This is a genomic window from Klebsiella sp. 2019SCSN059 (genome assembly GCF_021739525.1).
Lineage (GTDB): Bacteria > Pseudomonadota > Gammaproteobacteria > Enterobacterales > Enterobacteriaceae > Klebsiella > Klebsiella quasipneumoniae.
Genome location: NZ_JAKKOM010000005.1, coordinates 222,735 through 246,796 on the forward strand (window position 1 = coordinate 222,735; position 24,062 = coordinate 246,796).

Here is a 24,062-nt window from a genome sequence, read left to right on the forward strand (position 1 = left end):
TTTCTGCGCCTTAACCGATGCCCATTGTCTGGAGCACCACCAGGCTCAGCCCCATCACCGACATCCCGCACAGGACGCCATAGCTCGGGTTGCTTTGCGGATCGATCTCTTTTGCCAGCGGCATCAGTTCATCGACCGACAGCGCCACCATAATCCCGGCGACGGCGGCCATGATCGCGCCCATGACCAGCGGCGAGACCAGACTGCCCAGAATCAGCCACGCCAGCACGCCGCCTAAAATCTCCGCCATACCGGAAAGACCGGCCCAGAGCACCGCCTTGCTGCGCGATCCGGTAGCGGCATATACCGGCCCGGCAACCGCCAAACCTTCAGGAATATTGTGCAGGGCGACGGCAAGCGCCACTCCCATGCCAAGCTCGAGGTTGTTGCTGGCCGTGACATAGGTGGCGATGCCTTCCGGAAAATTATGCAGGCTGATACCCAGCGTCAGCAAAATGGCGGTGCGGCGTAAATTGCGCGGCCGCGGCGCGGCGGGCGGCATCAGATCCTGCGGGTGGGCGTGCGGCAGCAGGCGATCGAGACCAAAGTAGCCCAGCAGGCCGACAACAAACATTCCGTAGCCGAGCAGCGGCGACATGCCCTCGGCGGCCAGCGCGGCAGGCAGCATTTCCATCAACGAAATCAACAGCATGATCCCGGCGGCAAAGCCGAGGGAGAAGCCAAGCAGGCGGTTAGAGGGTTTCTGGCCAATCACGCCGAATATGGCGCCAATAAAGGTTGCGCTACCGGCTAACAGCGTCAATATTAAGGGTGATGACATCGCTTCTCTCCCTGCGAAAATAAGTGCATACGAGTATATTGCCTGAGGATGCGCGTACGGGACAGCTCCCTTTACCGCGAATTACATTCAAATTTTCTGACGATCATCATCATGGTTATCTGAGTTTATCCTGGCGCAAAAGCGCGTAATGTGAGCACATCACATTGACACCCTAAGGATATCATCATGTCCCGTACCCGAATGCCCGCGTTGTTCCTCGGCCATGGCAGCCCAATGAACGTGCTGGAAGACAATCGCTATACCCGCGCCTGGGCTCACCTGGGCGAAACCCTGCCGCGTCCGAAAGCGATCGTGGTGGTCTCTGCGCACTGGTTCACGCGCGGTACGGGCGTGACGGCGATGGAGGCCCCGAAGACCATTCACGACTTCGGCGGCTTCCCGCAGGCGCTGTATGACACCCATTACCCGGCTCCGGGTTCCCCGGCGCTGGCGCAACGACTGGTGGAGTTGCTCTCGCCGGTGCCGGCTACCCTCGATAAAGAAGCCTGGGGATTTGACCATGGTTCATGGGGCGTGCTGATTAAGATGTATCCGCAGGCGGATATCCCGATGGTTCAGCTGAGCATCGACAGCACCAAACCGCCGGCCTGGCATCTCGAAATGGGGCGGAAGCTGGCCTCGCTGCGTGATGAAGGCATTATGCTGGTGGCCAGCGGCAACGTGGTGCATAACCTGCGTACCGCCCGCTGGCATGGCGAGAACATGCCGTATCCGTGGGCGGAGTCCTTCAATAACTACGTGAAGGCGAATCTGCAGTGGCAGGGCCCGGACGATCAGCACCCGCTGGTTAACTACCTGGCACATGAAGGGGGCTCGCTCTCCAACCCAACGGCGGAGCATTTTCTGCCGCTGTTATACGTCCTGGGGGCGTGGGATGGCGTGGAGGCGATTTCGACCCCGGTCGATGGCATCGAGATGGGCTCGTTGAGTATGCTGTCGGTGGTGGTTGGCGCCTGATAGATTGTGCTCCGGCGGCGGTATCGTCGCCGGAGCGCGACATTATTCGACGAAAATGTGCGGATAGAAGCGCGACAGATCCTGGGTAATCAGCGCCCGGTCTTCACGAATGCCGATCCCGGCGGGCTGATCGTTGATGAGCCAGCTGCCAATCAGCGTGTAGCTGTCACCAAACTTCGGCAGCGGGTAAAATTCCTGCACGATTGTGCCTTCTTCTCCGTACGGGCCTTCCACGGCTTCCAAAACTTTGCCATTCTCAACGATCGACACGTTGGCGCCTTCGCGGGAGAAGATTGGCTTAATGACGTACTTCTCCATCTCCGGATGGGCATCTTCGCTGAAGTAAGCCGCCAGCAGATTCGGATGATTAGGGAACATTTCCCACAGCATCGGCAGCAGCGCTTTGTTGGAGATGATGCTCTTCCACGCCGGCTCCAGCCAGCGGACGCCGGCGTCTTCCAGCTTGGTGGAAAACATCTCCCGCAGCATAAACTCCCACGGATAGAGCTTGAACAGGTTGCCAATCACCTGATCCTGGAGATCGGTAAACTGGCCTTTTTCACCCAGACCAATATCTTCGATGTAGAGGAATTCCGTCGCCAGCCCCGCCTCGGCGGCGCAGTCCTGCAGATATTGCACGGTGCCGCGATCTTCAACGGTATCGCGGCAGCAGGCCATATGCAGCAGCTGGAAGCCAAACTGCTCGCGCAGCTCACCGAAGCGATCGATTAGCTTTTCCTGCAGGCTGTTGAACTGATCGCTGCCCGCCGGCAGCTTGCCGGCGTTGAGCTGGTCTTCCAGCCAGATCCACTGGAAGAAGGCCGCTTCATACAGCGAGGTCGGCGTGTCGGCATTGTTCTCCAGCAGCTTCGGCTCGCCGACGCCATCCCAGGCCAGGTCGAGACGTGAGTAGAGTGACGGCTGGTTGGTTTTCCACGACTGGCGCACAAAGCCCCAGGTGTGTTTAGGGATGCGGAATTTGGCCATCAGCTCATCGCTGGCGATCACTTTTTCCACCACCTGAAGACACATCTGATGCAGCTCGGCGGTGACCTCCTCCAGCTTTTCCACCTGAGCGAGGCTCAGCTTGTAATAAGCCTCTTCGCTCCAGTAGGGCTCGCCGTACATGGTGTGGAAGTTGAAGCCGTATTCGGTCGCTTTCTCGCGCCAGTCCGGGCGCTCGGTAATGCTGACTCTTTCCATGTTGCTTAGCCGCCCATTGAGCGAGAAGAGGAGGTGGAGCCTGCGGCGCTACGCTGCATGGTCGACTGCTTCGCCACCGACTCGCCGAAGCCCCCGCGGGTGACGGTGGTGGTGGTCGCTGGCTTCGGCGCCATCGCGGTTTTCGGCACGTTCATGGTGCGGCCCGGCTGGGCGGCGCCATAGCTCTTGCCGCTGGCGTCAGTGTACTGACCGTAGGCCGGGCTGGCCGGGTTTTTGGAGCTGAACAGCGGCTGCTGTTGCGCCATGCCGCCGCCCATCAGGCGGCCCATCATGTAGCCGGCCATCAGCGGCATCCAGAAGCTGCCGCTGCTTTGCGCCTGCGCCTGGTTTTCCGGGGCGACGCCCGCCTGGGCAGGCGTTTGCTGGCACTGGCCTTCGCCAAACTCGGCGACGCAGTCTTCGCGGGTGGCATATTTCGGCGCGGTGCGCTCTGCCTCTTTTACCGCGTTGGTGTAGGCCGTGGTGCATTCGGCTGCTTTGCCCGGGTTGGCGGCGGAGCAGTCATCGGCGTTCTGGTACAGCGAGACCGTTTCGTCGCTTTTTTCACAACCGGCAAGCATAAAGACCGCGGTGACGGCCAGGGCGACCGGCGTCAGGTGGCGTGCGCTCCAGCTTTTGCGGAACGACGAATGATTAATATTTTTTGTCCGTTTCATATTTGTCTTCCAGGACCCAGTGGTATGGCGTGTGTTAACGCTCAGGATAGAGGATGAGTGGTGGAAAATGAAGCGAAGAGGGGCGCTAAGCGGGGGATCTTTACGTTGCCTTACGTTTAACGCATCGCCTGTCCGGCGGACAGGCGATGCGCGTCACAGTATGAGAATTACTGACGGAACGGATTGCTGCCGCTGCTTTGGGTCGTCGTCCGTGCAGACGCCGGCTTCACGGCCGCGGTCGTGTTGCCGTAACCGTCGGCAGTGGCATCCTGCTGCGGATTTTCCGGCGCGACGCTGTCCGCGGAGGTGGAGATCGGTTTGCCCAGGGTGTTGTTCAGGGCGACCAGATCCTGCTCGTTCAGCGTACCTAACGCCGACTTGATGTTCAGCTCGTTGATCAGGTAGTTGTAGCGCGCATTCGAGAGCTGCTGTTTGGCGTTGTACAGCGTGGTGGTGGCGTCGAGGACGTCAACGATAGTACGGGTACCCACCGAGTAGCCAGCTTCCATCGCATCCAGGGAACTTTGCGCAGAGACCACCGCCTGTTTGTAGGCGTTGATGCTGCTGATAGAGGCATTCACGTTGTTAAACGAAGAACGCACGGTCTGGACCACGCTGCGGTGAGCGCTTTCCAGCTGCTCGCTGGCGCCGACGAAGTTGTACTGCGCCTGTTTAACCTGCGAGTTAACCATCCCGCCCTGATACAGCGGCATGGAGAAGCTCAGGCCGATTTTGTTCTGACCGATATCAGCATCTTGCGCGATGCTGTTTGAGCCGCTGTAGCGGTTGTTGGAAACGCCCGACGAGGCGTTCAAATCCAGGGTCGGCAAATGGCCGTCCTGCGCCTGGCGAATCTGCTCGCGGGCCAGATCCTGGCTCAGACGCGCCTGCAGCAGCGACAGGTTGCGGTTCTCCGCTTCCTTCAGCAGGGCGTTCACCGCCTGCGGTTTGCTGGTTTTGAAGCCGTCTACGTTCAGGGAGGCCAGCTCCGGGTAGTAGTTGCCGGTAACCTGGCGCAGCTCTTCCACGGCGTTGTCGAGATCGTTACGCGCGGTCACTTCGTTCGCCAGCACGGCGTCGTATTGTGAACGGGCGTTCTGCACGTCGGTGATCGCCACCAGACCGACGTTAAAGCGTTGGGTGGTTTGATCCAACTGGCGGTAAATAGCCTGTTTCTGCGCTTCGGTATAAGAGAGCGTGTCGATGGCGGCCAGCACTTTGAAGTAGGCCGTCGCGGTATTCAGAATCAGCGTTTGCTGATCGGTCTGATACGTGACATCCTGAATGCCTGCCGTTTTTTCCTGCAGCGTCAGGGCGCGCCATTTCGACATATCAAACAGAACCTGCGTTAACTGCAGCGAGCCGCTGGTGACGTTAGAATTCTGGTCTTTATAATCACGGAAGCCGCTGGTATAGGTATAATCCGCTCCCAGCCCGAGCTGAGGCAGTAATGGACTGCGCGCTTCGTTGATCTTTTCGAACGCGGCGTCACGATCGGCTGCCGATTTACGCAGATCGGGGTTGCTGATGCGCGCCTGCTGGTAAACCTGAAGCAGGTTTTCCGCCTGGCTCATGGCGCTGAACCCGGTCAGGCTCAGGCCGATAAGAATGGGGAGCAATTTCTTCATTTGCATTCCTTGTTGTGAAGCATTTAGCGCTGGTCTAATTCTAAGAAAAATTCCGCTGATTGTATCGATTCTGCCGCCGTAAAAAGTTGGCGTTACGTGCCATCCGGCGGTAATTTGCACCAATCTAACATACGGACCGTAAAACGGTAGCCAAACGGTCTGGAAATCCCTCATTTCGGATTAGCAGGACATGACAATGAGCAAACCCATTCACCAGGGAATTACCTTCTCCAAAAATGATGTAGAAATTATTGCACGCGAAACGCTGTATCGTGGTTTTTTTTCGCTCGATTTATACCGTTTTCGCCACCGTCTGTTTAACGGCGGCATGAGCGGCGAAGTCACCCGTGAAATTTTTGAGCGCGGGCATGCCGCCGTCTTGCTACCCTTTGACCCGGTGCGGGACGAAGTGGTGCTGGTCGAACAAATCCGTATCGCCGCCTATGATACCAGCGAGAGCCCTTGGCTGCTGGAAATGGTCGCCGGCATGATCGAGGCGGGTGAGACGGTAGAAGATGTCGCCCGTCGGGAAGCGCTGGAGGAGGCCGGCCTTGAAGTTGGGCGGACGAAACCAATATTAAGCTATCTGGCCAGTCCTGGCGGCACCAGCGAACGGTTATCGATCCTGGTGGGCGAAGTTGATGCATCGACGGCAAAAGGCATTCACGGCCTGGCCGAGGAAAATGAGGATATTCGGGTGCATGTGGTGAGCCGGGAGCAGGCTTACCAGTGGGTAGAAGAGGGGAAAATCGACAACGCAGCCTCTGTCATCGCCTTGCAATGGCTGCAATTGCATTATCACAATTTACGAAACGAGTGGACAAAATGAAGCGTTATACACCTGACTTCCCTGAGATGATGCGCCTGTGCGAGACCAATTTCGCCCAGTTGCGCCGCCTGTTGCCGCGAACGGATGCAGCGGGTGAGAAGGTGAGCTATCAGGTGGGAAGCGCGCAATATCGGTTAACGATAACGGAATCAACCCGCTACACTACTCTGGTGGCGATAGAGCAGACTCTGCCAGCGGTGAGCTACTGGAGTCTGCCGTCGATGACCGTTCGCCTCTACCATGACGCCATGGTGGCCGAAGTGTGTTCGAGTCAGCAGATCTTTCGCTTCAAAGCGCGATATGATTATCCTAATAAAAAGTTGCATCAACGCGACGAAAAGCATCAAATTAACCAGTTTCTGGCCGACTGGCTGCGTTACTGTTTAGCACATGGAGCGATGGCGATTCCGGTTTGTTAGCGTCGTTAAACCTAAGGACACCATTTGGAAAGCCTGTTAAACCTACCTCTGGCTGGTGAGGCCAGAGTCAGGATCTTACAAATTACTGATACTCACCTGTTTGCTGAAAAACATGAAACGTTGTTAGGCATCAATACCTGGGAAAGCTATCAGGCCGTACTGTCGGCCATTCATGCCTCACAGCGTCCATGCGATTTGATTGTCGCAACAGGCGATTTGGCGCAGGATCACTCCTCCGCGGCCTACCAGCATTTTGCTGAGGGCATCGCGAGTTTCGCTGCACCCTGCGTCTGGCTACCGGGCAACCATGATTTCCAGCCGGCGATGTACAGCACCCTGCAGGAGTCGGGCATTTCCCCCGCCAAGCGCGTGTTTCTCGGCGACCACTGGCAGATCCTGCTGCTGGACAGCCAGGTGTTTGGCGTTCCCCATGGCGAGCTGAGCGACTTCCAGCTGGAATGGCTCGAACATAAGCTGGCGGAGGCGCCGGAGCGTTATACCTTACTCCTGCTGCATCATCATCCGCTGCCGGCCGGCTGCAGCTGGCTGGATCAACACAGTCTGCGCAACGCCGGCGCGCTGGACAGCGCGCTGAGCGCCTGGCCGCGGGTGAAGCATCTGCTGTGCGGCCATATTCATCAGGAGCTGGATCTCGACTGGAATGGCCGACGTATGATGGCGACGCCGTCGACTTGCGTTCAGTTCAAACCGCACTGCGCCAATTTCACCCTCGATACGGTGTCGCCGGGCTGGCGCTGGCTGGAGCTTCACCCTGACGGAACGCTGACCACCGAAGTGTGCCGCCTGGAAGGCGCGGCGTTTCATCCGGATATTGCTTCAGAAGGCTACTGATGGCGACGCTCCTTTATCTGCACGGCTTTAACAGTTCTCCACGCTCGGCGAAGGCGACGGCGTTAAAGACCTGGCTGGCGCAGCACTATCCTGAGATCGCCATGGTGGTGCCGGAGCTGCCGCCTTACCCGGCGGAAACGGCGGACCTGCTGGAGTCCATCGTGCTGGAGCACGGCGGCGAGCCGCTGGGGGTCGTAGGGTCGTCGCTGGGCGGCTACTACGCCACCTGGCTGTCGCAGTGCTTTATGCTGCCAGCGGTAGTGGTTAACCCGGCGGTGCGGCCGTTTGAGCTGCTGAACAATTTTCTCGGCCACAATGAGAATCCGTACACCGGGCAGCAATATGTGCTAGAGTCTCGCCATATTTACGATCTCAAAGTCATGCAAATCGACCCGCTCGAAGCGCCGGATTTACTCTGGCTGCTGCAGCAGACCGGGGATGAAGTGCTTGATTACCGCCAGGCCGTTCATTACTACGCCTCCTGCCGGCAGACGGTGGAGGAGGGCGGTAATCACGCATTTGTCGGCTTTGACGATCATTTCACTCAGATTATCGAATTTCTCGGCCTGCGCTAAACGGCCCTGAACGACCTACGAATACACACCATGACGCAATCTTCATATAACGCTGATGCCATTGAGGTACTCACCGGGCTAGAGCCGGTGCGCCGCCGTCCGGGCATGTATACCGACACCACCCGTCCTAACCATCTTGGTCAGGAAGTGATTGATAACAGTGTGGACGAAGCGCTGGCAGGCCATGCCAAACGCGTGGAAGTGATCCTGCACGCCGACCAGTCCCTTGAGGTGATTGACGACGGGCGCGGGATGCCGGTCGACATTCACCCGGAAGAGGGGGTGCCGGCGGTTGAACTGATCCTCTGCCGGCTGCACGCGGGCGGTAAGTTTTCCAACAAAAATTACCAGTTTTCCGGCGGTCTGCACGGGGTGGGGATTTCGGTGGTCAACGCCCTGTCAAAACGCGTGGAGGTCAACGTGCGTCGCGACGGTCAGGTCTACAGCATCGCCTTTGAGAATGGTGAGAAAGTAGAGGACCTGCACGTCACCGGCACCTGCGGTAAACGCAACACCGGGACCAGCGTCCATTTCTGGCCGGACGAAAGCTTCTTCGATAGCCCGCGCTTCTCCGTTTCGCGTTTGACCCACTTGTTAAAAGCGAAAGCGGTGCTGTGCCCGGGCGTGGAAATTGTTTTCCGCGACCAGGTCAACAACAGCGAGCAGAGCTGGTGCTATGCCGATGGCCTTAACGACTATCTGAGCGAAGCGGTGAACGGCCTGCCGCTGCTGCCGGAAAAACCCTTCGTCGGCACCTTCTCCGGTGAGACGGAAGCGGTGGACTGGGCACTGCTGTGGCTGCCGGAAGGCGGCGAGCTGCTGACCGAGAGCTACGTCAACCTGATCCCGACCATGCAGGGCGGGACGCACGTCAACGGCCTGCGTCAGGGGCTGCTGGACGCGATGCGTGAGTTCTGCGAGTACCGTAATATCCTGCCGCGCGGTGTGAAACTGTCGGCGGAAGATATCTGGGATCGCTGCGCCTACGTGCTGTCGGTGAAGATGCAGGATCCGCAGTTCGCCGGGCAAACCAAAGAGCGCCTGTCGTCGCGCCAGTGCGCGGCGTTCGTCTCCGGCGTGGTGAAAGACGCCTTCAGCCTGTGGCTGAACCAGAACGTGCAGGCCGCGGAGCTGCTGGCGGAGATGGCCATTTCCAGCGCCCAGCGCCGTCTGCGCGCCGCCAAGAAAGTGGTGCGCAAAAAGCTGACCAGCGGTCCGGCGCTGCCGGGTAAGCTGGCCGACTGCACCGCCCAGGATCTGAACCGTACCGAGCTGTTCCTCGTCGAAGGGGATTCGGCGGGCGGTTCAGCCAAGCAGGCGCGCGATCGTGAATATCAGGCGATCATGCCGCTGAAAGGCAAGATCCTGAATACCTGGGAAGTCTCTTCCGATGAAGTGTTAGCTTCGCAAGAAGTACACGACATTTCGGTGGCGATCGGGATTGACCCGGATAGCGATGATTTAAGCCAGCTGCGCTACGGCAAAATTTGTATTCTGGCGGATGCGGACTCCGATGGTCTGCACATCGCCACGCTGCTGTGCGCGCTGTTTGTGAGACATTTCCGTACCCTGGTGAAAGAGGGGCACGTCTACGTGGCGCTGCCGCCGCTGTACCGTATCGACCTCGGCAAAGAGGTCTACTACGCGCTGACGGAAGAAGAAAAAACCGGCGTGCTGGAGCAGCTGAAGCGTAAGAAGGGCAAGCCAAACGTCCAGCGCTTTAAAGGTCTCGGCGAGATGAACCCGATGCAGCTGCGGGAAACCACCCTCGACCCGAATACCCGCCGCCTGGTGCAGCTGGTGATCAGCGATGAGGATGAGCAGCAGACCACGGCGATGATGGATATGCTGCTGGCCAAGAAGCGTTCCGAAGATCGTCGCAACTGGCTGCAGGAGAAGGGCGATATGGCGGACCTGGAAGTGTAAGACCGCGCGCTGCGCCAGACGTAAAAGGGAGCCTCAGGCTCCCTTTTCTTATTTCGTTTCTGCGTCAGCGGGCTTAGACGCCGGCCTGCAGGATACGGATGTTGGTCTCCAGCACATCGCCTTTGACCGCTTCCGACCAGGCTTTCATGTGCGGGGTCTGCAGGTGCGCTTCAAGATGCGCGACGCTTTCCCACTGCTCCACCATGACGATAGAGTCAGGAGCGGTGGTCTGGAAGCTGACGCCAGCGGCATGATCCACCATGGGCGCATAGCCGTGGCAGCCGGCTTCCTGCAAAACGGTCGGAATAATTTTCGCGAACTGATCGAGAACCGCCTGGCGGTGGTGCTGGCCCGGGCGGGTACGGATTTCTGCAATCACTGTTAACATGGTTAACTCAACTCCTTCTGTGTGGATCTTGTCATACTCCAGGTTCGAATAACTCGAAATATGTAGAGCATAGACCCCTAGTTAACCAAAAATTTCCGCCAGATGCTTGCGATATTCTGCGATATACCGTGGGACATCAGGCATTTTAATCACGTCGTTGGCGATAAAGGTTGGCAGCGCCTCCATACCCAGGAACTGGTTGGCTTTATGGAACGGCAGGTAAACGCCGTCAACGCCGACGCCGTGGAAGAACTGTTCTTCGTCGGTGAAGGCTTCCATCGGCGCGTTCCAGGTCAGGGAGAGCATATATTTTTTCCCTTGCACCAGGCCGCCGGAGCCATATTTTTTGCTGGCGTCGGAGCGGGTACGGCCGTCGCTGGCGTACAGTGAGCCGTGGCCTTCGGTAAAGACGTCATCCATATATTTTTTCACCGTCCACGGGGCGCCCATCCACCAGCCCGGCATCTGCCAGATCACCACATCGGCCCAGAGGAAATTCTGCACTTCGGCTTTTACGTCGTACTCGCTGTCGGCGCGAACGCTTTTAACATCGTGTCCGGCGTCGCGCAGATAACTCTCCGCGACCTCGGTCAGGGTGTCGTTCAGCTGGCCATTCGAGTGCGCGAATTTTTTTGCGCCATTGATAATCAGGATGTTGCTCATCATTTGTCCTCAATCTTGAAAATTTGCCGACGATCTTACCCCGCGAAGCGGGGCAGTAAAATGAGCAAAATGTGCAAAGTCTTTTGCTAAATGAGCAATAATATCGCTACCAGTCAACGCGGGCTTCGAAGCCGCCGTCGCGGGCATTGGCAAACTCGACGCGCATGCCGTGCAGCGAGGCGATGCGCCGGACGATCGACAAGCCCAGGCCGCTGCCCGTAGCATCCTGACCCGGCGGGCGGTAGAAACGCTCGCCGATGCGCGCCAGCGCCTGCGGGCTGATGCCGGGGCCGTTATCGCGTACCCGAAACTCGCGGGCGTTGAGGGTGATATCGACCTGACTGCCGCGCGGGCTGTAGCGCACCGCGTTATCCAGCAGATTGCGCACCAGCAGGCTAAGGAGCAGCGGCTGGCCGGTGCGGGAGATGCCAGAGACATTAAGATGCAGGCGCAGCTCAATCCCGGCCTGCTGCGCCGGGTGGTACATCTCCATTACCGCCGACTGCAGCAGATCGTCGATGGCGACCGGCTGCACGTCGTCCAGCTGGGCGAGCGAGTCCAGCCGCGACAGCGTCAGCAGCTGATCCACCAGACGGGTGGCGCGATCGATCCCCTGATGGAGCTGAGCCAGGGCTTTCTCACGCCCTTGTGGATCGTCCAGAGAGAGCTGGGCGACTTCAGTCTGCACCTTCAGCGCCGCCAGCGGGCTGCGCAGCTCGTGGGCGGCATCAGAGGTAAACCGACGCTCGCGCAGCATGACGTCGTGGGTGCGCTGGAACAGCTGATTCAGCGACTCGACCAGCGGGCGGACTTCAGTGGGGATCTTCTCCACGCTGAGCGATTCCGCCGAGTCCGGCGCGCGCAGGCGCAGCATGCGCGCCAGATGTTTCAACGGCGCCAGTTCGCGGCTTAACAGCACGATGAGCAGCACGAACATCAGCGGCAGGGCGATCATCCACGGCGTTAGCTGCGAGGTAACAATGTCCATCGCCATTTCGCGGCGATAATCCCACTCCTGGCCGACGGCGATACGGTGGCGGCCATCGGCGGTGGTTAACCACAGGAAGCGCCACTCGTCATCATCGCCGCGCAGGTAGCCATCGCTGAAGCCCTCGCGCTGCGAGTGCCATTGAATATCCTCCCCGTTTTCGCCGTCGTTAAGCACCATTTTGCCGTCGCGGGTGAAGATGGCGAACGCCAGCGCATCGTCGTCGATATGCCCGTGGCGCACCTTTTTCTTTTCCCCGAGCGATGTCGGCGGGGCGCGGAGCTCTTCGAAATTCATGACGCTCAGGCGGCGGGCGAACAGCAGCTGCTGGGTATCAAACAGCTTATCCAGCTTTTTACTGGTCTGCTGCCAGGCGATCACGCTGGCCACCCCCCAGGCGGCGGCGGTCAGCACGGCAAACAGCAGCGTCAGACGCAGGCGCAGGCTCAGGCGGGCAAGTCGTTTCATGCGTCACCCAGGGTATAGCCGATGCCGTGGACGGTGCGGATAAATTCACTGCCGAGTTTGCGGCGCAGATGATGGACGTGAACTTCCACGGCGTTGCTGGAGACCTCGTCGTCCCAGGTGTAGAGCTTTTCTTCAATAAGCTTACGCGGCAGTACGCGCCCGGCGTTACGCAGCAGCAGTTCCAGCAGGGCGAACTCCTTCGGCTTCAGCGTCAGGCTTTCGCCGTCGAGGCTGGCGGTTAAGCGGTTCGGGTCAAGGCTCACCTTGCCGTGGCGCAGCTCGCTGCTGCTCTGGCCGTGGGCGCGGCGGATCAATGCTTCGAGGCGGGCCGCTACCTCAATCAGGGCGAAAGGTTTGCACAGATAATCATCGGCGCCCAGGCGCAGTCCCTCCACCCGCTGGCTGAGCGCATCGCGGGCGGTGAGGATCAGCACCGGCTCATGGCGGCCTTTGTCGCGCCACTCGCGCAGAATATCGAGGCCATCGATGCCGGGAAGGGTGAGATCAAGAATTGCCGCGTCGTAGGGGGCGCTGTATAAGGCGTTTTTGCCCTCCAGCCCGGCGGTAAACCAGTCGATGCTGAAGCCCATTTTGCTCAGCCCGGCCTTGACGCCATCGCCGATTAACTTGTCATCTTCCACCAATAATATGCGCATTTTCCCTCCTGCCAACCCGGCTGCTCTGCGCAGTAAACCGCGTTGCGACCGGGGTTGTACAGCATTAAAATTTCTTTTTTCCCCTTAAGAAGTCGTTAAGTTTTGTCGGGCGTAATAGGAGCCATATCAACACGAAGGGAGAACACATCATGAAGAAAATTGCTGCGATGACCGCGATCGTTGCCCTGGTTTCCATGCCGGTGCTGGCTGCCGGACAGGGCGGGTATACCGGTCCTTCTGCGACCTCGCCGGCAAGTTCGACCACCCAGGGCGGCGGATTTACCGGCCCGAGCGGCGCGGTCACCACCGTCACCAATGTCAAATCGCTGCGGGACGATACCTGGGTGACCCTGCGGGGCAAAATTACCGAGCGCGTGTCCGACGATCTGTATAAGTTCCAGGATGCTACCGGGGTGATCAATGTCGATATCGACCACAAACGCTGGAACGGCGTCACCGTCGGCCCGCAGGACACGGTAGAAATTCAGGGGGAAGTCGATAAGGACTGGAACTCGGTGGAGATCGACGTTAAACAGATCCGTAAAATCACGCCATAAGTCTCCGGCGGATAAGCGCAAGATCGGTCAGGAATCGCTATCCTCGCTCTGTCAGAGTATGTCGCGAGGAGGAGACGATGAACGATATTAAGGCCAGCCCGGCGTATGCCGGGCGCTTCCAGCGCGTCTGTAGATACATTGCGCGTCATCTTGATGAGCCGCTGTCGCTGGAGGCGCTGAGCGCGATAGCGCACAGTTCGCCTTACCATTTTCACCGGCAATTTAGCGCGTATACCGGCATTCCCTTGTACCGGTATATTCAGTGGTTACGTCTGCGACGCGCCTGTTGGCGCCTGGCGTTCAACCCCCGCGATAAAATCATCGACATTGCCCTTGATGCCGGATTTCAGAATGCGGAGTCGTTCAGCCGTGCCTTCCGTACCGCGTTTGACCAAAGCCCGACCCAGTTCCGTCAGCAACCGGACTGGGCCGAGTGGCATCGACGCGTACCGAAACATACGCTACAGGAGCAAACGTCGATGGACGTCAATATCATTTCGTTCCCCACCACCCGGGTAGCCGTCCTGCAACATCGTGGCAGCCCGGACCTTGTCAACGCCACCGCCGCGCGTTTTATCACCTGGCGTAAGACGAGCGGATTATCGCCCGTTGCCACCAGCGAAACCTGGGGGATCGCCTGGGACGATCCGCAGACTACCCCGCAGGAGGCATTTCGTTTTGATCTCTGCGGTACGGTCGAACGGCCGGTTGGTGAAAACGCCTTTGGCGTGATTAATGGCGAAATCCCCGGCGGACGCTGCGCCGTCGTGCGCCATCACGGCTCGCTGGACACCCTGGCGAACAGCGTTTGGTATCTCTATCGCGACTGGTTACCCGCTTCAGGCGAGACGTTACGGGATTTTCCGGTCTACTTCCGTTACCACAATTTTGTCCACCAGGTGGCTGAACATGAGCTGCAAACCGATATTTATCTGCCGCTGGCCTGATTAAGGTGACGGAATCCTCAACCGATCTCACGGCCTGTGACTCAGGGCGTGAGATCGGGTATTATCGCGGGTAGTTTTGCCGTCCGAACGGTCGGTACCCAGATTGAGGATCCACGATTAATGAGCGATATGGCAGAGCGCCTTGCGCTGCATGAATTTACGGAAAATGCTTACCTGAACTACTCCATGTACGTGATCATGGACAGGGCATTACCGTTTATTGGCGATGGCTTAAAACCGGTCCAGCGTCGCATCGTCTATGCGATGTCCGAACTGGGGCTGAACGCCAGCGCCAAATTCAAAAAGTCCGCCCGCACCGTCGGCGACGTGCTGGGTAAATATCACCCACACGGCGACAGCGCCTGCTATGAAGCGATGGTGCTGATGGCGCAACCCTTCTCCTATCGCTATCCGCTGGTGGATGGCCAGGGGAACTGGGGGGCGCCGGACGATCCGAAATCCTTCGCCGCCATGCGTTACACCGAATCCCGCCTGTCGAAGTATGCCGAGCTGCTGCTCAGCGAGCTGGGGCAGGGGACGGTCGACTGGGTGCCAAACTTTGACGGCACGCTGCAGGAGCCGAAAATGCTGCCGGCGCGCCTGCCAAACATCCTGCTCAACGGCACCACCGGCATCGCGGTGGGCATGGCGACCGATATTCCGCCTCACAACCTGCGTGAAGTGGCGAAAGCGGCGATTACGCTGATTGAGCAGCCGAAAACGACCCTCGACGAACTGCTGGATATCGTGCAGGGACCGGATTTCCCGACCGAGGCGGAGATCATCACTTCGCGGGCGGAAATTCGCAAAATCTACCAGAACGGACGCGGCTCGGTGCGCATGCGCGCGGTATGGAGCAAAGAGGACGGCGCGGTAGTGATCAGCGCGCTGCCGCACCAGGTCTCCGGCGCCAAAGTACTGGAGCAGATTGCCGCGCAGATGCGCAATAAAAAGCTGCCGATGGTGGACGACCTGCGCGACGAATCGGACCACGAAAATCCGACCCGCCTGGTGATCGTCCCGCGCTCCAACCGGGTGGATATGGAGCAGGTGATGAACCACCTGTTCGCCACCACCGATCTGGAGAAGAGCTACCGCATCAACCTCAATATGATCGGTCTCGACGGCCGCCCGGCGGTAAAAAACCTGCTGGAGATCCTCAGCGAATGGCTGGTGTTCCGTCGCGATACCGTACGTCGCCGTCTGAACCACCGGTTAGAGAAGGTCCTTAAACGCCTGCACATCCTTGAAGGTTTGCTGGTGGCGTTCCTCAATATTGATGAAGTCATCGAGATCATCCGCACGGAAGATGAGCCGAAGCCAGCCCTGATGTCGCGCTTTGCCATCAGCGAAACCCAGGCGGAAGCGATTCTGGAACTGAAACTGCGCCATCTCGCCAAACTGGAAGAGATGAAGATCCGCGGCGAGCAGAACGAGCTGGAAAAAGAGCGCGATCAGCTGCAGGCGATTCTGGCCTCTGAACGTAAGATGAACAACCTGCTGAAGAAAGAGCTGCAGGCCGATGCCGATGCTTTCGGCGACGATCGCCGCTCGCCGCTTCACGAGCGTGAAGAAGCGAAAGCGATGAGCGAGCATGATATGCTGCCGTCTGAGCCGGTCACCATCGTTCTGTCGCAGATGGGCTGGGTGCGCAGCGCCAAAGGGCACGACATCGACGCCCAGGGGCTGAGCTATAAAGCGGGCGACAGCTGGAAAGCTTCGGCGAAGGGCAAGAGCAACCAGCCGGTGGTGTTTATCGATACCACCGGGCGCAGCTATGCCATCGATCCGATTACCCTGCCCTCGGCGCGTGGCCAGGGTGAGCCGCTGACCGGCAAGCTGACGCTGCCGCCGGGCGCGACCGTGGAACATATGCTGATGGAAGGCGACGATCAGAAACTGCTGATGGCCTCCGACGCCGGCTACGGTTTTGTCTGCACCTTCAACGATCTGGTGGCGCGCAACCGCGCCGGCAAAGCGTTGATCACCCTGCCTGACAACGCGCATGTGATGCCGCCGCTGGTCATTGAGGACGAGTCCGATATGCTGCTGGCCATCACCGCCGCCGGGCGAATGCTGATGTTCCCGGTCAGCGATCTGCCGCAGCTGTCGAAAGGCAAGGGCAACAAAATCATCAACATTCCTGCGGCGGAAGCCGCCGCCGGCCAGGACGGTCTCGCACATCTGTTTGTCCTGCCGCCGCAGAGTACGCTGACCATTCATGTCGGCAAACGGAAGATCAAACTGCGTCCGGAAGAGCTGCAAAAAGTCACCGGCGAGCGCGGCCGCCGCGGTTCGCTGATGCGCGGTCTGCAGAAGATTGACCGTGTTGAAATTGACTCGCCGCGCCGCGCCGCGGCAGGCGATAGCGAAGAGTAAGCGCTTCTCCTCCCGTCTTTGACGGGAGGAGGCGAAAAAAAGCCGCAAAATCGTTGTTTATTCAGGCGTTGCGATTAACAATGTCCATCATCAGGGGCCCAGGAAGAACGGTCCCGGCCTGCGCAGAACTTGTGAGCCTGCCTTCTGCCAGCAGCGAATAATTCTAAGCGGTTTGGGTTTTAGAGGTAGCTATGCTATTCATTTTTCGAGTAATTTTCGTGGTCATTTATTGCATCGTAGTGTGCATACTTGGCTGTCTGTACTGCTTGTTCAGCCCGCGTAATCCAAAACACGTTGCCACTTTCGGCCATCTGTTTGGCCGCTTATCCCCGGTGTTTGGTCTGAAGGTGGAGCTGCGCAAACCTGCCGATGCGGAAAGCTATGGCAATGCGATCTACATCGCTAACCACCAGAACAACTATGATATGGTGACGGCATCTAACATCGTGCAGGCCCCGACGGTCACCGTGGGGAAAAAGAGCCTGTTGTGGATCCCGTTCTTTGGCCAGCTGTACTGGCTGACCGGTAATCTGCTGATTGACCGCAATAACCGAACCAAAGCGCACGGCACCATTGCCGAGGTCGTCAACGCCTTTAAAAAGCGTAAAATTTCGTTCTGGATGTTCCCGGAAGGGACCCGCAGCCGCGGTCGCGGTCTGCTGCCGTTTAAAACCGGCGCCTTCCACGCGGCTATTGCCGCCGGCGTGCCGATTATTCCGGTGTGTGTCTCGAATACATCGAATAAAATAAAGCTCAATCGCTGGAACAACGGTCTGGTGATTGTGGAAATGCTGCCGCCGGTGGATACCAGCCAGTTCGGTAAAGACAACGTGCGCGCGCTGGCGACGCATTGCCGCGAGCTGATGGCCGCCAAAATCGCTGAGCTGGACAACGAAGTGGCCGAGCGCGAAGCGGCCGGTAAGCAATAAGACAGGAAACGCCGCCAACGCGCGCGTATTGCTGGCGGGAAACGAATTCCCTTTTTCATTTGTCAGTATGTCATGGAGTTAATATGTCACTCAGTCGGCGTCAGTTTATTAAGGCTTCCGGCGTAGCGCTGTGCGCTGGCGCCGCGCCGCTGAAGGCCCATGCCGCCGGCCAGCAGCCTGCGCTGCCGGTTCCGCCGCTGCTGGAGTCCCGTCGCGGTCAGCCGCTGTTTCTGACGCTGCAGCGTTCGCACTGGTCGTTTACGCCAGGCACCCGCGCCCCCGTCTGGGGGATCAATGGCCGCTATATGGGGCCGACGATCCGCGTCTGGAGCGGGGACGACGTCAAGCTTATTTACAGCAACCGTCTGACGGAGAACGTCGCGATGACCATCCGCGGCCTGCAGGTGCCTGGCCCGCTGATCGGCGGCGCGGCGCGCATGATGTCGCCGAACGCCGACTGGGCGCCGGTGCTGCCGATCCGTCAGAGTGCGGCGACGCTGTGGTACCAGGCCAATACGCCGAACCGGATGGCGAAGCAGGTCTATAACGGTCTGGCCGGCATGTGGCTGGTGGAGGATGAGGTGAGCAAGAACCTGCCGATCCCTAACCACTATGGCGTCGATGACTTCCCGGTGATAATTCAGGACAAACGGCTGGATAACTTCGGCACGCCGGAATATAGCGAACCGGGCAGCGGCGGCTTCGTCGGCGATACGCTGCTGGTCAATGGCGTGCAGAGCCCCTATGTCGAAGTGTCCCGCGGCTGGGTGCGTCTGCGCCTGCTGAACGCTTCCAACTCCCGGCGCTATCAGCTACAGATGAGCGATGGCCGACTGCTGCATGTCATTTCCGGCGACCAGGGGTTCCTGCCGGCGCCGGTTTCGCTCAAGCAGCTGTCGCTGGCGCCGGGGGAACGGCGTGAAATTCTGGTCGATATGACCAACGGCGATGAAGTGTCCATTACCTGCGGTGAAGCGGCGAGCATCGTCGACCGTATCCGCGGCTTTTTTGAACCGTCCAGCATTCTGGTCTCCACGCTGGTGCTGACCCTGCGCCCGACCGGGCTGCTGCCGCTGGTCACCGACAGCCTGCCGGCGCGTCTGCTGCCGACTGAGCTGCTCTCCGGCACGCCGATCCGCAGCCGGGATATCACGCTCGGCGACGATCCGGGGATTAACGGCCAGCTGTGGGATCCGCAGCGTATCGATATCACGGCGCAGCAGGGGACCTGGGAGCGCTGGACGGTGCGCGCCGACCGCCCGCAGTCGTTCCATATTGAAGGGGTGATGTTCCAGATCCGTAACGTCAACGGCTCGACCCCTTTCCCGGAAGACCGCGGCTGGAAGGACACCGTGTGGGTCGACGGGCAGGTCGAACTGCTGGTCTACTACGCCCAGCCGTCGTGGCCGCACTTCCCGTTCCAGTATCTGAGCCAGACGCTGGAGCTGGCCGACCGCGGTTCGATTGGCCAGATGCTGGTGAATCCCGCACCGTAAACTGTTCGACCCTGGCCGGCATACGGTCAGGGTTTGAGAAAATCCTCCTTCATTTCCACTATCATTCCGGCTTATAATCCACGCCCTTTTGGTTATTTTTTTATCATTTCCCCGGAAGCAATATGAGCGCAATATCCCTGATCCAACCGGATCGTGACCTTTTTTCCTGGCCGCAATACTGGGCTGCCTGTTTTGGCCCTGCGCCATTTTTACCGATGTCGCGTGAAGAGATGGATCAACTTGGCTGGGATAGCTGCGACATTATTCTGGTAACCGGCGACGCCTACGTCGACCACCCGAGCTTCGGGATGGCTATCTGCGGCCGCATGCTGGAAGCGCAGGGGTTCCGCGTGGGGATCATCTCCCAGCCGGACTGGAACACCAAAGACGACTTCATGCGTCTGGGCAAACCGAACCTGTTCTTCGGGGTGACCGCCGGCAACATGGACTCGATGATCAACCGCTACACCGCCGACCGTAAGCTGCGCCATGACGACGCTTACACCGCCGGCAACGTGGCGGGCAAGCGCCCGGACCGCGCCACCCTGGTGTATACCCAGCGCTGTAAAGAGGCGTGGAAAGATGTGCCCGTGATCCTCGGCGGTATCGAAGCCAGCCTGCGCCGTACCGCGCATTATGATTATTGGTCCGATACCGTGCGCCGCTCGGTGCTGGTGGACTCCAAGGCCGATATGCTGATGTTCGGCAACGGCGAGCGTCCGCTGGTGGAAGTGGCTCATCGCCTGGCGATGGGCGAAACCATCGACCAGATCCGCGATGTGCGTAATACCGCCATCATGGTGAAAGAGGCTCTCCCGGGCTGGAGCGGCGTAGACTCCACCCGTCTGGATACCCCGGGCAAAATCGACCCCATCCCGCACCCGTATGGTGAAGATCTGCCGTGCGCCGATAACAAACCGGTCGCGCCGAAGAAACAGGAAGCGAAAAGCATCACTGTGCAGCCGCCGCGGCCAAAACCGTGGGAAAAAACCTATGTGCTGCTGCCTTCTTTCGAGAAGGTGAAAGGCGATAAGGTCCTGTACGCACACGCCTCGCGCATTCTGCACCATGAAACCAACCCCGGCTGCGCCCGGGCGCTGATGCAAAAGCACGGCGAGCGCTACATCTGGATCAACCCGCCGGCAATCCCGCTCTCCACTGAAGAAATGGACAGCGTCTTCGCCCTGCCTTACAAGCGCGTGCCGCATCCTTCCTATGGCGATGCGCGCATCCCGGCGTATGAGATGATCCGTTTCTCGATCAACATCATGCGCGGCTGCTTCGGCGGGTGTTCGTTCTGCTCGATCACCGAGCACGAAGGACGCATTATCCAGAGCCGTTCAGAGGATTCGATCATCAATGAGATCGAAGCCATTCGCGACACGGTGCCGGGCTTTACCGGCGTGATCTCCGATCTCGGCGGACCCACCGCCAACATGTATATGCTGCGCTGCAAATCGCCACGCGCCGAGCAGACCTGCCGCCGACTCTCCTGCGTCTACCCGGATATCTGCCCGCACATGGATACCAACCATGAGCCGACGATCAACCTTTACCGTCGCGCCCGCGAGCTGAAGGGCATCAAGAAGATCCTTATCGCCTCCGGGGTACGCTATGACATCGCGGTAGAAGATCCGCGCTATATCAAAGAGCTGGCGACCCACCACGTCGGCGGCTATCTGAAGATCGCGCCGGAGCATACCGAAGAGGGCCCGCTGTCGAAGATGATGAAGCCGGGAATGGGCAGCTACGACCGCTTTAAAGAGCTGTTCGACACCTATTCGAAGCAGGCGGGTAAAGAGCAGTATCTGATCCCGTACTTTATCTCCGCCCACCCGGGGACCCGTGATGAAGACATGGTGAACCTGGCGCTGTGGCTGAAGAAGCACCGCTTCCGTCTCGACCAGGTGCAGAACTTCTATCCGTCGCCGCTGGCGAACTCGACCACCATGTATTACACCGGCAAAAACCCGCTGGGCAAGATCGGCTATAAGAGTGAAGAGGTGGTGGTGCCGAAGGGCGATAAACAGCGCCGTCTGCACAAAGCGCTGCTGCGCTATCACGATCCGGCCAACTGGCCGCTGATCCGTCAGGCGCTGGAGGCGATGGGCAAGAAACACCTGATTGGCTCACGTCGCGACTGCCTGGTGCCGGCGCCGACTCTCGATGAGATGCGCGAAGCGCGTCGCCAGCACCGTCATACCCGCCCGGCGCTGACCAAGCACACGCCGATTGTGCATCAGCGTTCTAACGGTGGCGCAACGGCGAAAAAGCCCGTTAAACGGGGTAAAGTCGCCGGGCGTTAAGCCTGACTTTGCGCCCGGCAGCGTTTCGCTGGCCGAGCGGTTTCTCAAGCCGGACACGCGTCAGCGCTGCCCGGCTTTTTTACCTGTTATCCGCCGAACTGATCCGGGTCGGGCCCCAGACGCTTGCCCTGATCCAGCCTGGCAATCTCCCCCAATTCTTCTTTATCCAGGCGGAAATCCCAGACGTTAAAGTTTTCGGCGATGCGCGACGGCGTGACGGATTTGGGGATCACCACCAGACCGCTGTCGAGATGCCAGCGGATGACAATCTGCGCCGGCGTTTTGCCATATTTATCAGCCAGCTGATGGATAACTTTCTGATCGAAGACGCCCTTACCGCCCTGGGCCAGCGGGCTCCAGGATTCGGTCTGGATCTTGTGGGTGGCGTTCCAGGCGTGCAGCTGCCGCTGCTGCAGCAGCGGATGCAGCTCTATCTGGTTGATCACCGGCGCGACGCCGGTTTCATCAATCAGCTTCTGCAGATGCGGCACCTGGAAATTACACACGCCGATGCTCTTCGCCAGCCCCTGCTGCTGCAGCTCAATCAGCGCCTGCCAGGCCTCGACATAATGGCCGATCGCCGGCACCGGCCAGTGGATTAAATAGAGATCCACATAGTCCAGCTTCAGCTTGCTGAGACTCTCTTTCAGCGCCTCGTGCGGCCGTTTTTGATCGTCGTTCCACAGCTTGGTGGTGATGAATAGCTCATCGCGATTGACGCCAGCGCTTTGCAGGGCGTTGCCGACGCCAGCCTCATTTTGGTACGCGGCGGCGGTGTCAAAAGAGCGATAACCGACTTCCAGCGCCTTATGAATGGCGGAGACGACTTCCTCGTTGCCAGCTTTCCACACGCCGAGACCCAGCTGCGGCATCAGGTTGCCGTCGTGTAGTTTTATAACGGTTGGATGTGTCATGCCTTCCTCCTGTTAATGAACTCGGCGAAGCAGGATCCGCCGAGGGGTAGCATTAAGTCTGGACGAAATAGCTAAAAACGGTAGTAAAAACACCTCTCCCCGACGTTTGTTTAACGTAAGGGGAGGTGAATCAGGCAGGGTAACTTAGCGGGCAGCCTCGTAGATACGACGGCTGACGTCCAGGGTGATATCCTGGTGCTCGCCCAGCTTGGTCATGCCGTGCTCTTCCAGTTTCGCCAGCAGCGCCGGGATGGAGCTACCGTCGAGACCGTAATCGGAGAGGCGGGTCGGCACGCCCATCTGCTCGAAGAACTGGCGCGTCGCGGCGATGGCGGCATCGATGCGCTGGTCGTCTGAGCCCTCGGTGATATGCCACACGCGCTCCGCATATTGCAGCAGCTTCTCGCGCTTGGTATCACGCTTCTCATTCCACAGCGCCGGCAGAACGATAGCCAGCGTCTGGGCGTGATCGAGACCATGCATCGCCGTCAGTTCGTGACCAAGCATATGCGTTGCCCAGTCCTGCGGCACGCCTGCGCCGATCAGGCCGTTCAGCGCCTGGGTCGCGGCCCACATAATGTTGGCGCGCACGTTATAGTTTTCCGGCTCCTGCAGCGCTTTCGGGCCATCCTCGATCAGGGTCAGGAGAATGCCTTCGGCGAAGCGGTCCTGAATTTTACCGTCAACCGGGTAGGTGACGTACTGTTCGACGGTATGGACGAAGGCGTCAACCACGCCGTTGGCGACCTGGCGCGGCGGCAGGGTATAGGTGTAGACCGGATCGAGGATCGCGAACTGCGGCTGAACATGGGAAGACATAAACGCGCGTTTGTCGCCGGTAGTTTTCCGCGAAATCACCGCCCCTTTGTTTGATTCAGAACCGGTCGCCGGCAGGGTGAGAACCGAGCCCATTGGAATGGCGCTGGCGATCTTACTGCCATAGGTTTCCAGAATTTCCCACGGATCGATGTTGGCGTCATAGTGGGCTGCTGCCGCGATAAATTTGGTGCCATCCAGCACCGAACCGCCCCCGACCGCCAGCAGGAAGGTGACCTTCTCTTCGCGGGCGAGCTTCACCGCGTTCATCAGGGTTTCGTAAGACGGGTTCGGCTCGATGCCGCCAAATTCAAGGACGTCCAGGCCATTCAGGGCGGTCAGTACCTGATCCAGGACGCCCGTTTTTTTCACGCTGCCGCCGCCGTAGGTGATCAGTACGCGAGCTTCCGCCGGGATCTGTTCACGCAGTTTTTCAATCGCGCCTTTGCCAAACAGAATGCGGGTTGGGGTATGCAGGTCAAAATTATTCATTGCTTGAGTCCTCAAAAGAGTAAAACCGCCGACAGGGACGATACCGCTGCCCGATGACGGTTATTGTGGTCCTGGCGCCGTTGCCCCTCAATGCACATTTCTGCCTATGTCTTGCCTATTTCTCCATATGGCTGGAGAATTCGCGGCGGCCTGCGCACAATGTACGGGTGAAGAAACATCGGGAGAGACGGTGGC

Annotated in this window: 21 protein-coding genes and 1 pseudogene; 12 read left to right on the plus strand and 10 right to left on the minus strand. The window is 59.0% G+C overall.

Going from position 1 to position 24,062, the window contains the following annotated elements:
* Window positions 1-10: 10 nt before the first annotated feature.
* Window positions 11-781 (minus strand): zinc transporter ZupT, encoded by a 771-nt coding sequence (zupT, locus tag L2I46_RS08870; RefSeq protein ID WP_064155330.1) that lies wholly within the window; start codon window positions 779-781, stop codon window positions 11-13.
* Between the two features lie 186 nt (window positions 782-967).
* Here zupT and ygiD point away from each other — a divergent pair, with 186 nt between their 5' ends.
* The gene (gene ygiD, locus L2I46_RS08875) at window positions 968-1,759 is read left to right on the plus strand and encodes a 4,5-DOPA dioxygenase extradiol (RefSeq protein WP_236947764.1); all 792 of its coding nucleotides are present in this window, start codon (window positions 968-970) and stop codon (window positions 1,757-1,759) included.
* Between the two features lie 42 nt (window positions 1,760-1,801).
* On the opposite strand, the gene L2I46_RS08880 is transcribed toward ygiD, so the two are convergent.
* The 3 genes from L2I46_RS08880 to tolC all read right to left on the minus strand — a co-directional run bounded on the left by L2I46_RS08880 (window position 1,802) and on the right by tolC (window position 5,267).
* On the minus strand, window positions 1,802-2,962 hold the full coding sequence (locus tag L2I46_RS08880) for a glutathionylspermidine synthase family protein (protein WP_072420622.1): 1,161 nt from the start codon (window positions 2,960-2,962) through the stop codon (window positions 1,802-1,804).
* Window positions 2,963-2,967: 5 nt separating this feature from the next.
* A complete protein-coding gene (locus L2I46_RS08885) occupies window positions 2,968-3,639 on the minus strand; it encodes a DUF1190 family protein (RefSeq protein ID WP_002916849.1) in 672 nt (223 codons plus the stop codon).
* A gap of 167 nt (window positions 3,640-3,806) precedes the next feature.
* Window positions 3,807-5,267 (minus strand): outer membrane channel protein TolC, encoded by a 1,461-nt coding sequence (gene tolC, locus L2I46_RS08890; protein WP_032454074.1) that lies wholly within the window; start codon window positions 5,265-5,267, stop codon window positions 3,807-3,809.
* A 196-nt stretch (window positions 5,268-5,463) separates the two neighbouring features.
* On the opposite strand from tolC, the gene nudF reads away from it, so the two are divergent.
* Genes nudF through parE form a run of 5 tightly spaced genes read left to right on the plus strand, consistent with a single transcriptional unit; the run spans window position 5,464 to window position 9,868 of the window.
* Complete coding sequence (nudF, locus tag L2I46_RS08895) at window positions 5,464-6,096, plus strand: ADP-ribose diphosphatase (protein ID WP_004205241.1); 633 nt, start codon at window positions 5,464-5,466, stop codon at window positions 6,094-6,096.
* Entirely contained in the window at window positions 6,093-6,515 is a 423-nt protein-coding gene (locus L2I46_RS08900) for a DUF1249 family protein (protein ID WP_004205239.1), read from the plus strand. Before nudF ends, L2I46_RS08900 begins: the two co-directional genes overlap by 4 nt.
* A 24-nt stretch (window positions 6,516-6,539) precedes the next feature.
* Window positions 6,540-7,367, plus strand: a complete 828-nt coding sequence (gene cpdA, locus L2I46_RS08905; protein WP_004205237.1) for a 3',5'-cyclic-AMP phosphodiesterase — start codon at window positions 6,540-6,542, stop codon at window positions 7,365-7,367.
* Window positions 7,367-7,942, plus strand: coding sequence for an esterase YqiA (gene yqiA / locus L2I46_RS08910; protein ID WP_121936573.1), 576 nt, complete (start codon window positions 7,367-7,369; stop codon window positions 7,940-7,942). Before cpdA ends, yqiA begins: the two co-directional genes overlap by 1 nt.
* Before the next feature lie 30 nt (window positions 7,943-7,972).
* Window positions 7,973-9,868, plus strand: coding sequence for a DNA topoisomerase IV subunit B (gene parE / locus L2I46_RS08915; protein ID WP_004205235.1), 1,896 nt, complete (start codon window positions 7,973-7,975; stop codon window positions 9,866-9,868).
* A gap of 73 nt (window positions 9,869-9,941) precedes the next feature.
* Here the strand turns inward: parE and L2I46_RS08920 are convergent, their stop codons facing one another.
* The 4 genes from L2I46_RS08920 to qseB all read right to left on the minus strand — a co-directional run bounded on the left by L2I46_RS08920 (window position 9,942) and on the right by qseB (window position 13,031).
* Complete coding sequence (locus L2I46_RS08920; RefSeq protein ID WP_023291029.1) at window positions 9,942-10,256, minus strand: putative quinol monooxygenase; 315 nt, start codon at window positions 10,254-10,256, stop codon at window positions 9,942-9,944.
* A gap of 81 nt (window positions 10,257-10,337) precedes the next feature.
* Window positions 10,338-10,919 (minus strand): NAD(P)H-dependent oxidoreductase, encoded by a 582-nt coding sequence (locus L2I46_RS08925; protein ID WP_023291028.1) that lies wholly within the window; start codon window positions 10,917-10,919, stop codon window positions 10,338-10,340.
* A gap of 106 nt (window positions 10,920-11,025) precedes the next feature.
* Complete coding sequence (gene qseC / locus L2I46_RS08930; RefSeq protein ID WP_050533735.1) at window positions 11,026-12,375, minus strand: quorum sensing histidine kinase QseC; 1,350 nt, start codon at window positions 12,373-12,375, stop codon at window positions 11,026-11,028.
* Window positions 12,372-13,031 (minus strand): quorum sensing response regulator transcription factor QseB, encoded by a 660-nt coding sequence (gene qseB, locus L2I46_RS08935; protein WP_032454072.1) that lies wholly within the window; start codon window positions 13,029-13,031, stop codon window positions 12,372-12,374. The genes qseC and qseB overlap by 4 nt, the downstream gene beginning before the upstream one ends.
* Window positions 13,032-13,180: 149 nt before the next feature.
* Here qseB and L2I46_RS08940 point away from each other — a divergent pair, with 149 nt between their 5' ends.
* The 6 genes and pseudogenes from L2I46_RS08940 to L2I46_RS08965 all read left to right on the plus strand — a co-directional run.
* Complete coding sequence (locus L2I46_RS08940) at window positions 13,181-13,588, plus strand: YgiW/YdeI family stress tolerance OB fold protein (RefSeq protein WP_032454071.1); 408 nt, start codon at window positions 13,181-13,183, stop codon at window positions 13,586-13,588.
* A 77-nt stretch (window positions 13,589-13,665) separates the two neighbouring features.
* Window positions 13,666-14,535, plus strand: a complete 870-nt coding sequence (locus L2I46_RS08945) for an AraC family transcriptional regulator (RefSeq protein ID WP_032454070.1) — start codon at window positions 13,666-13,668, stop codon at window positions 14,533-14,535.
* Window positions 14,536-14,655: 120 nt separating this feature from the next.
* Complete coding sequence (gene parC, locus L2I46_RS08950; RefSeq protein ID WP_004205224.1) at window positions 14,656-16,914, plus strand: DNA topoisomerase IV subunit A; 2,259 nt, start codon at window positions 14,656-14,658, stop codon at window positions 16,912-16,914.
* A 191-nt stretch (window positions 16,915-17,105) separates the two neighbouring features.
* Window positions 17,106-17,843, plus strand: coding sequence for a 1-acylglycerol-3-phosphate O-acyltransferase (gene plsC, locus L2I46_RS08955; RefSeq protein ID WP_004205223.1), 738 nt, complete (start codon window positions 17,106-17,108; stop codon window positions 17,841-17,843).
* An 83-nt stretch (window positions 17,844-17,926) separates the two neighbouring features.
* Window positions 17,927-19,339 (plus strand): cell division protein FtsP, encoded by a 1,413-nt coding sequence (gene ftsP, locus L2I46_RS08960; protein ID WP_023291023.1) that lies wholly within the window; start codon window positions 17,927-17,929, stop codon window positions 19,337-19,339.
* 33 nt (window positions 19,340-19,372) lie between these two features.
* Window positions 19,373-21,612 (plus strand): annotated as a pseudogene (locus L2I46_RS08965) (YgiQ family radical SAM protein); the annotation flags it as partial.
* A gap of 119 nt (window positions 21,613-21,731) precedes the next feature.
* Here the strand turns inward: L2I46_RS08965 and dkgA are convergent.
* Both dkgA and yqhD read right to left on the minus strand, forming a co-directional pair.
* Window positions 21,732-22,559, minus strand: coding sequence for a 2,5-didehydrogluconate reductase DkgA (gene dkgA, locus L2I46_RS08970; RefSeq protein WP_032454068.1), 828 nt, complete (start codon window positions 22,557-22,559; stop codon window positions 21,732-21,734).
* A gap of 144 nt (window positions 22,560-22,703) precedes the next feature.
* A complete protein-coding gene (gene yqhD / locus L2I46_RS08975; protein ID WP_044524721.1) occupies window positions 22,704-23,867 on the minus strand; it encodes an alcohol dehydrogenase in 1,164 nt (387 codons plus the stop codon).
* Window positions 23,868-24,062 lie beyond the last annotated feature (195 nt).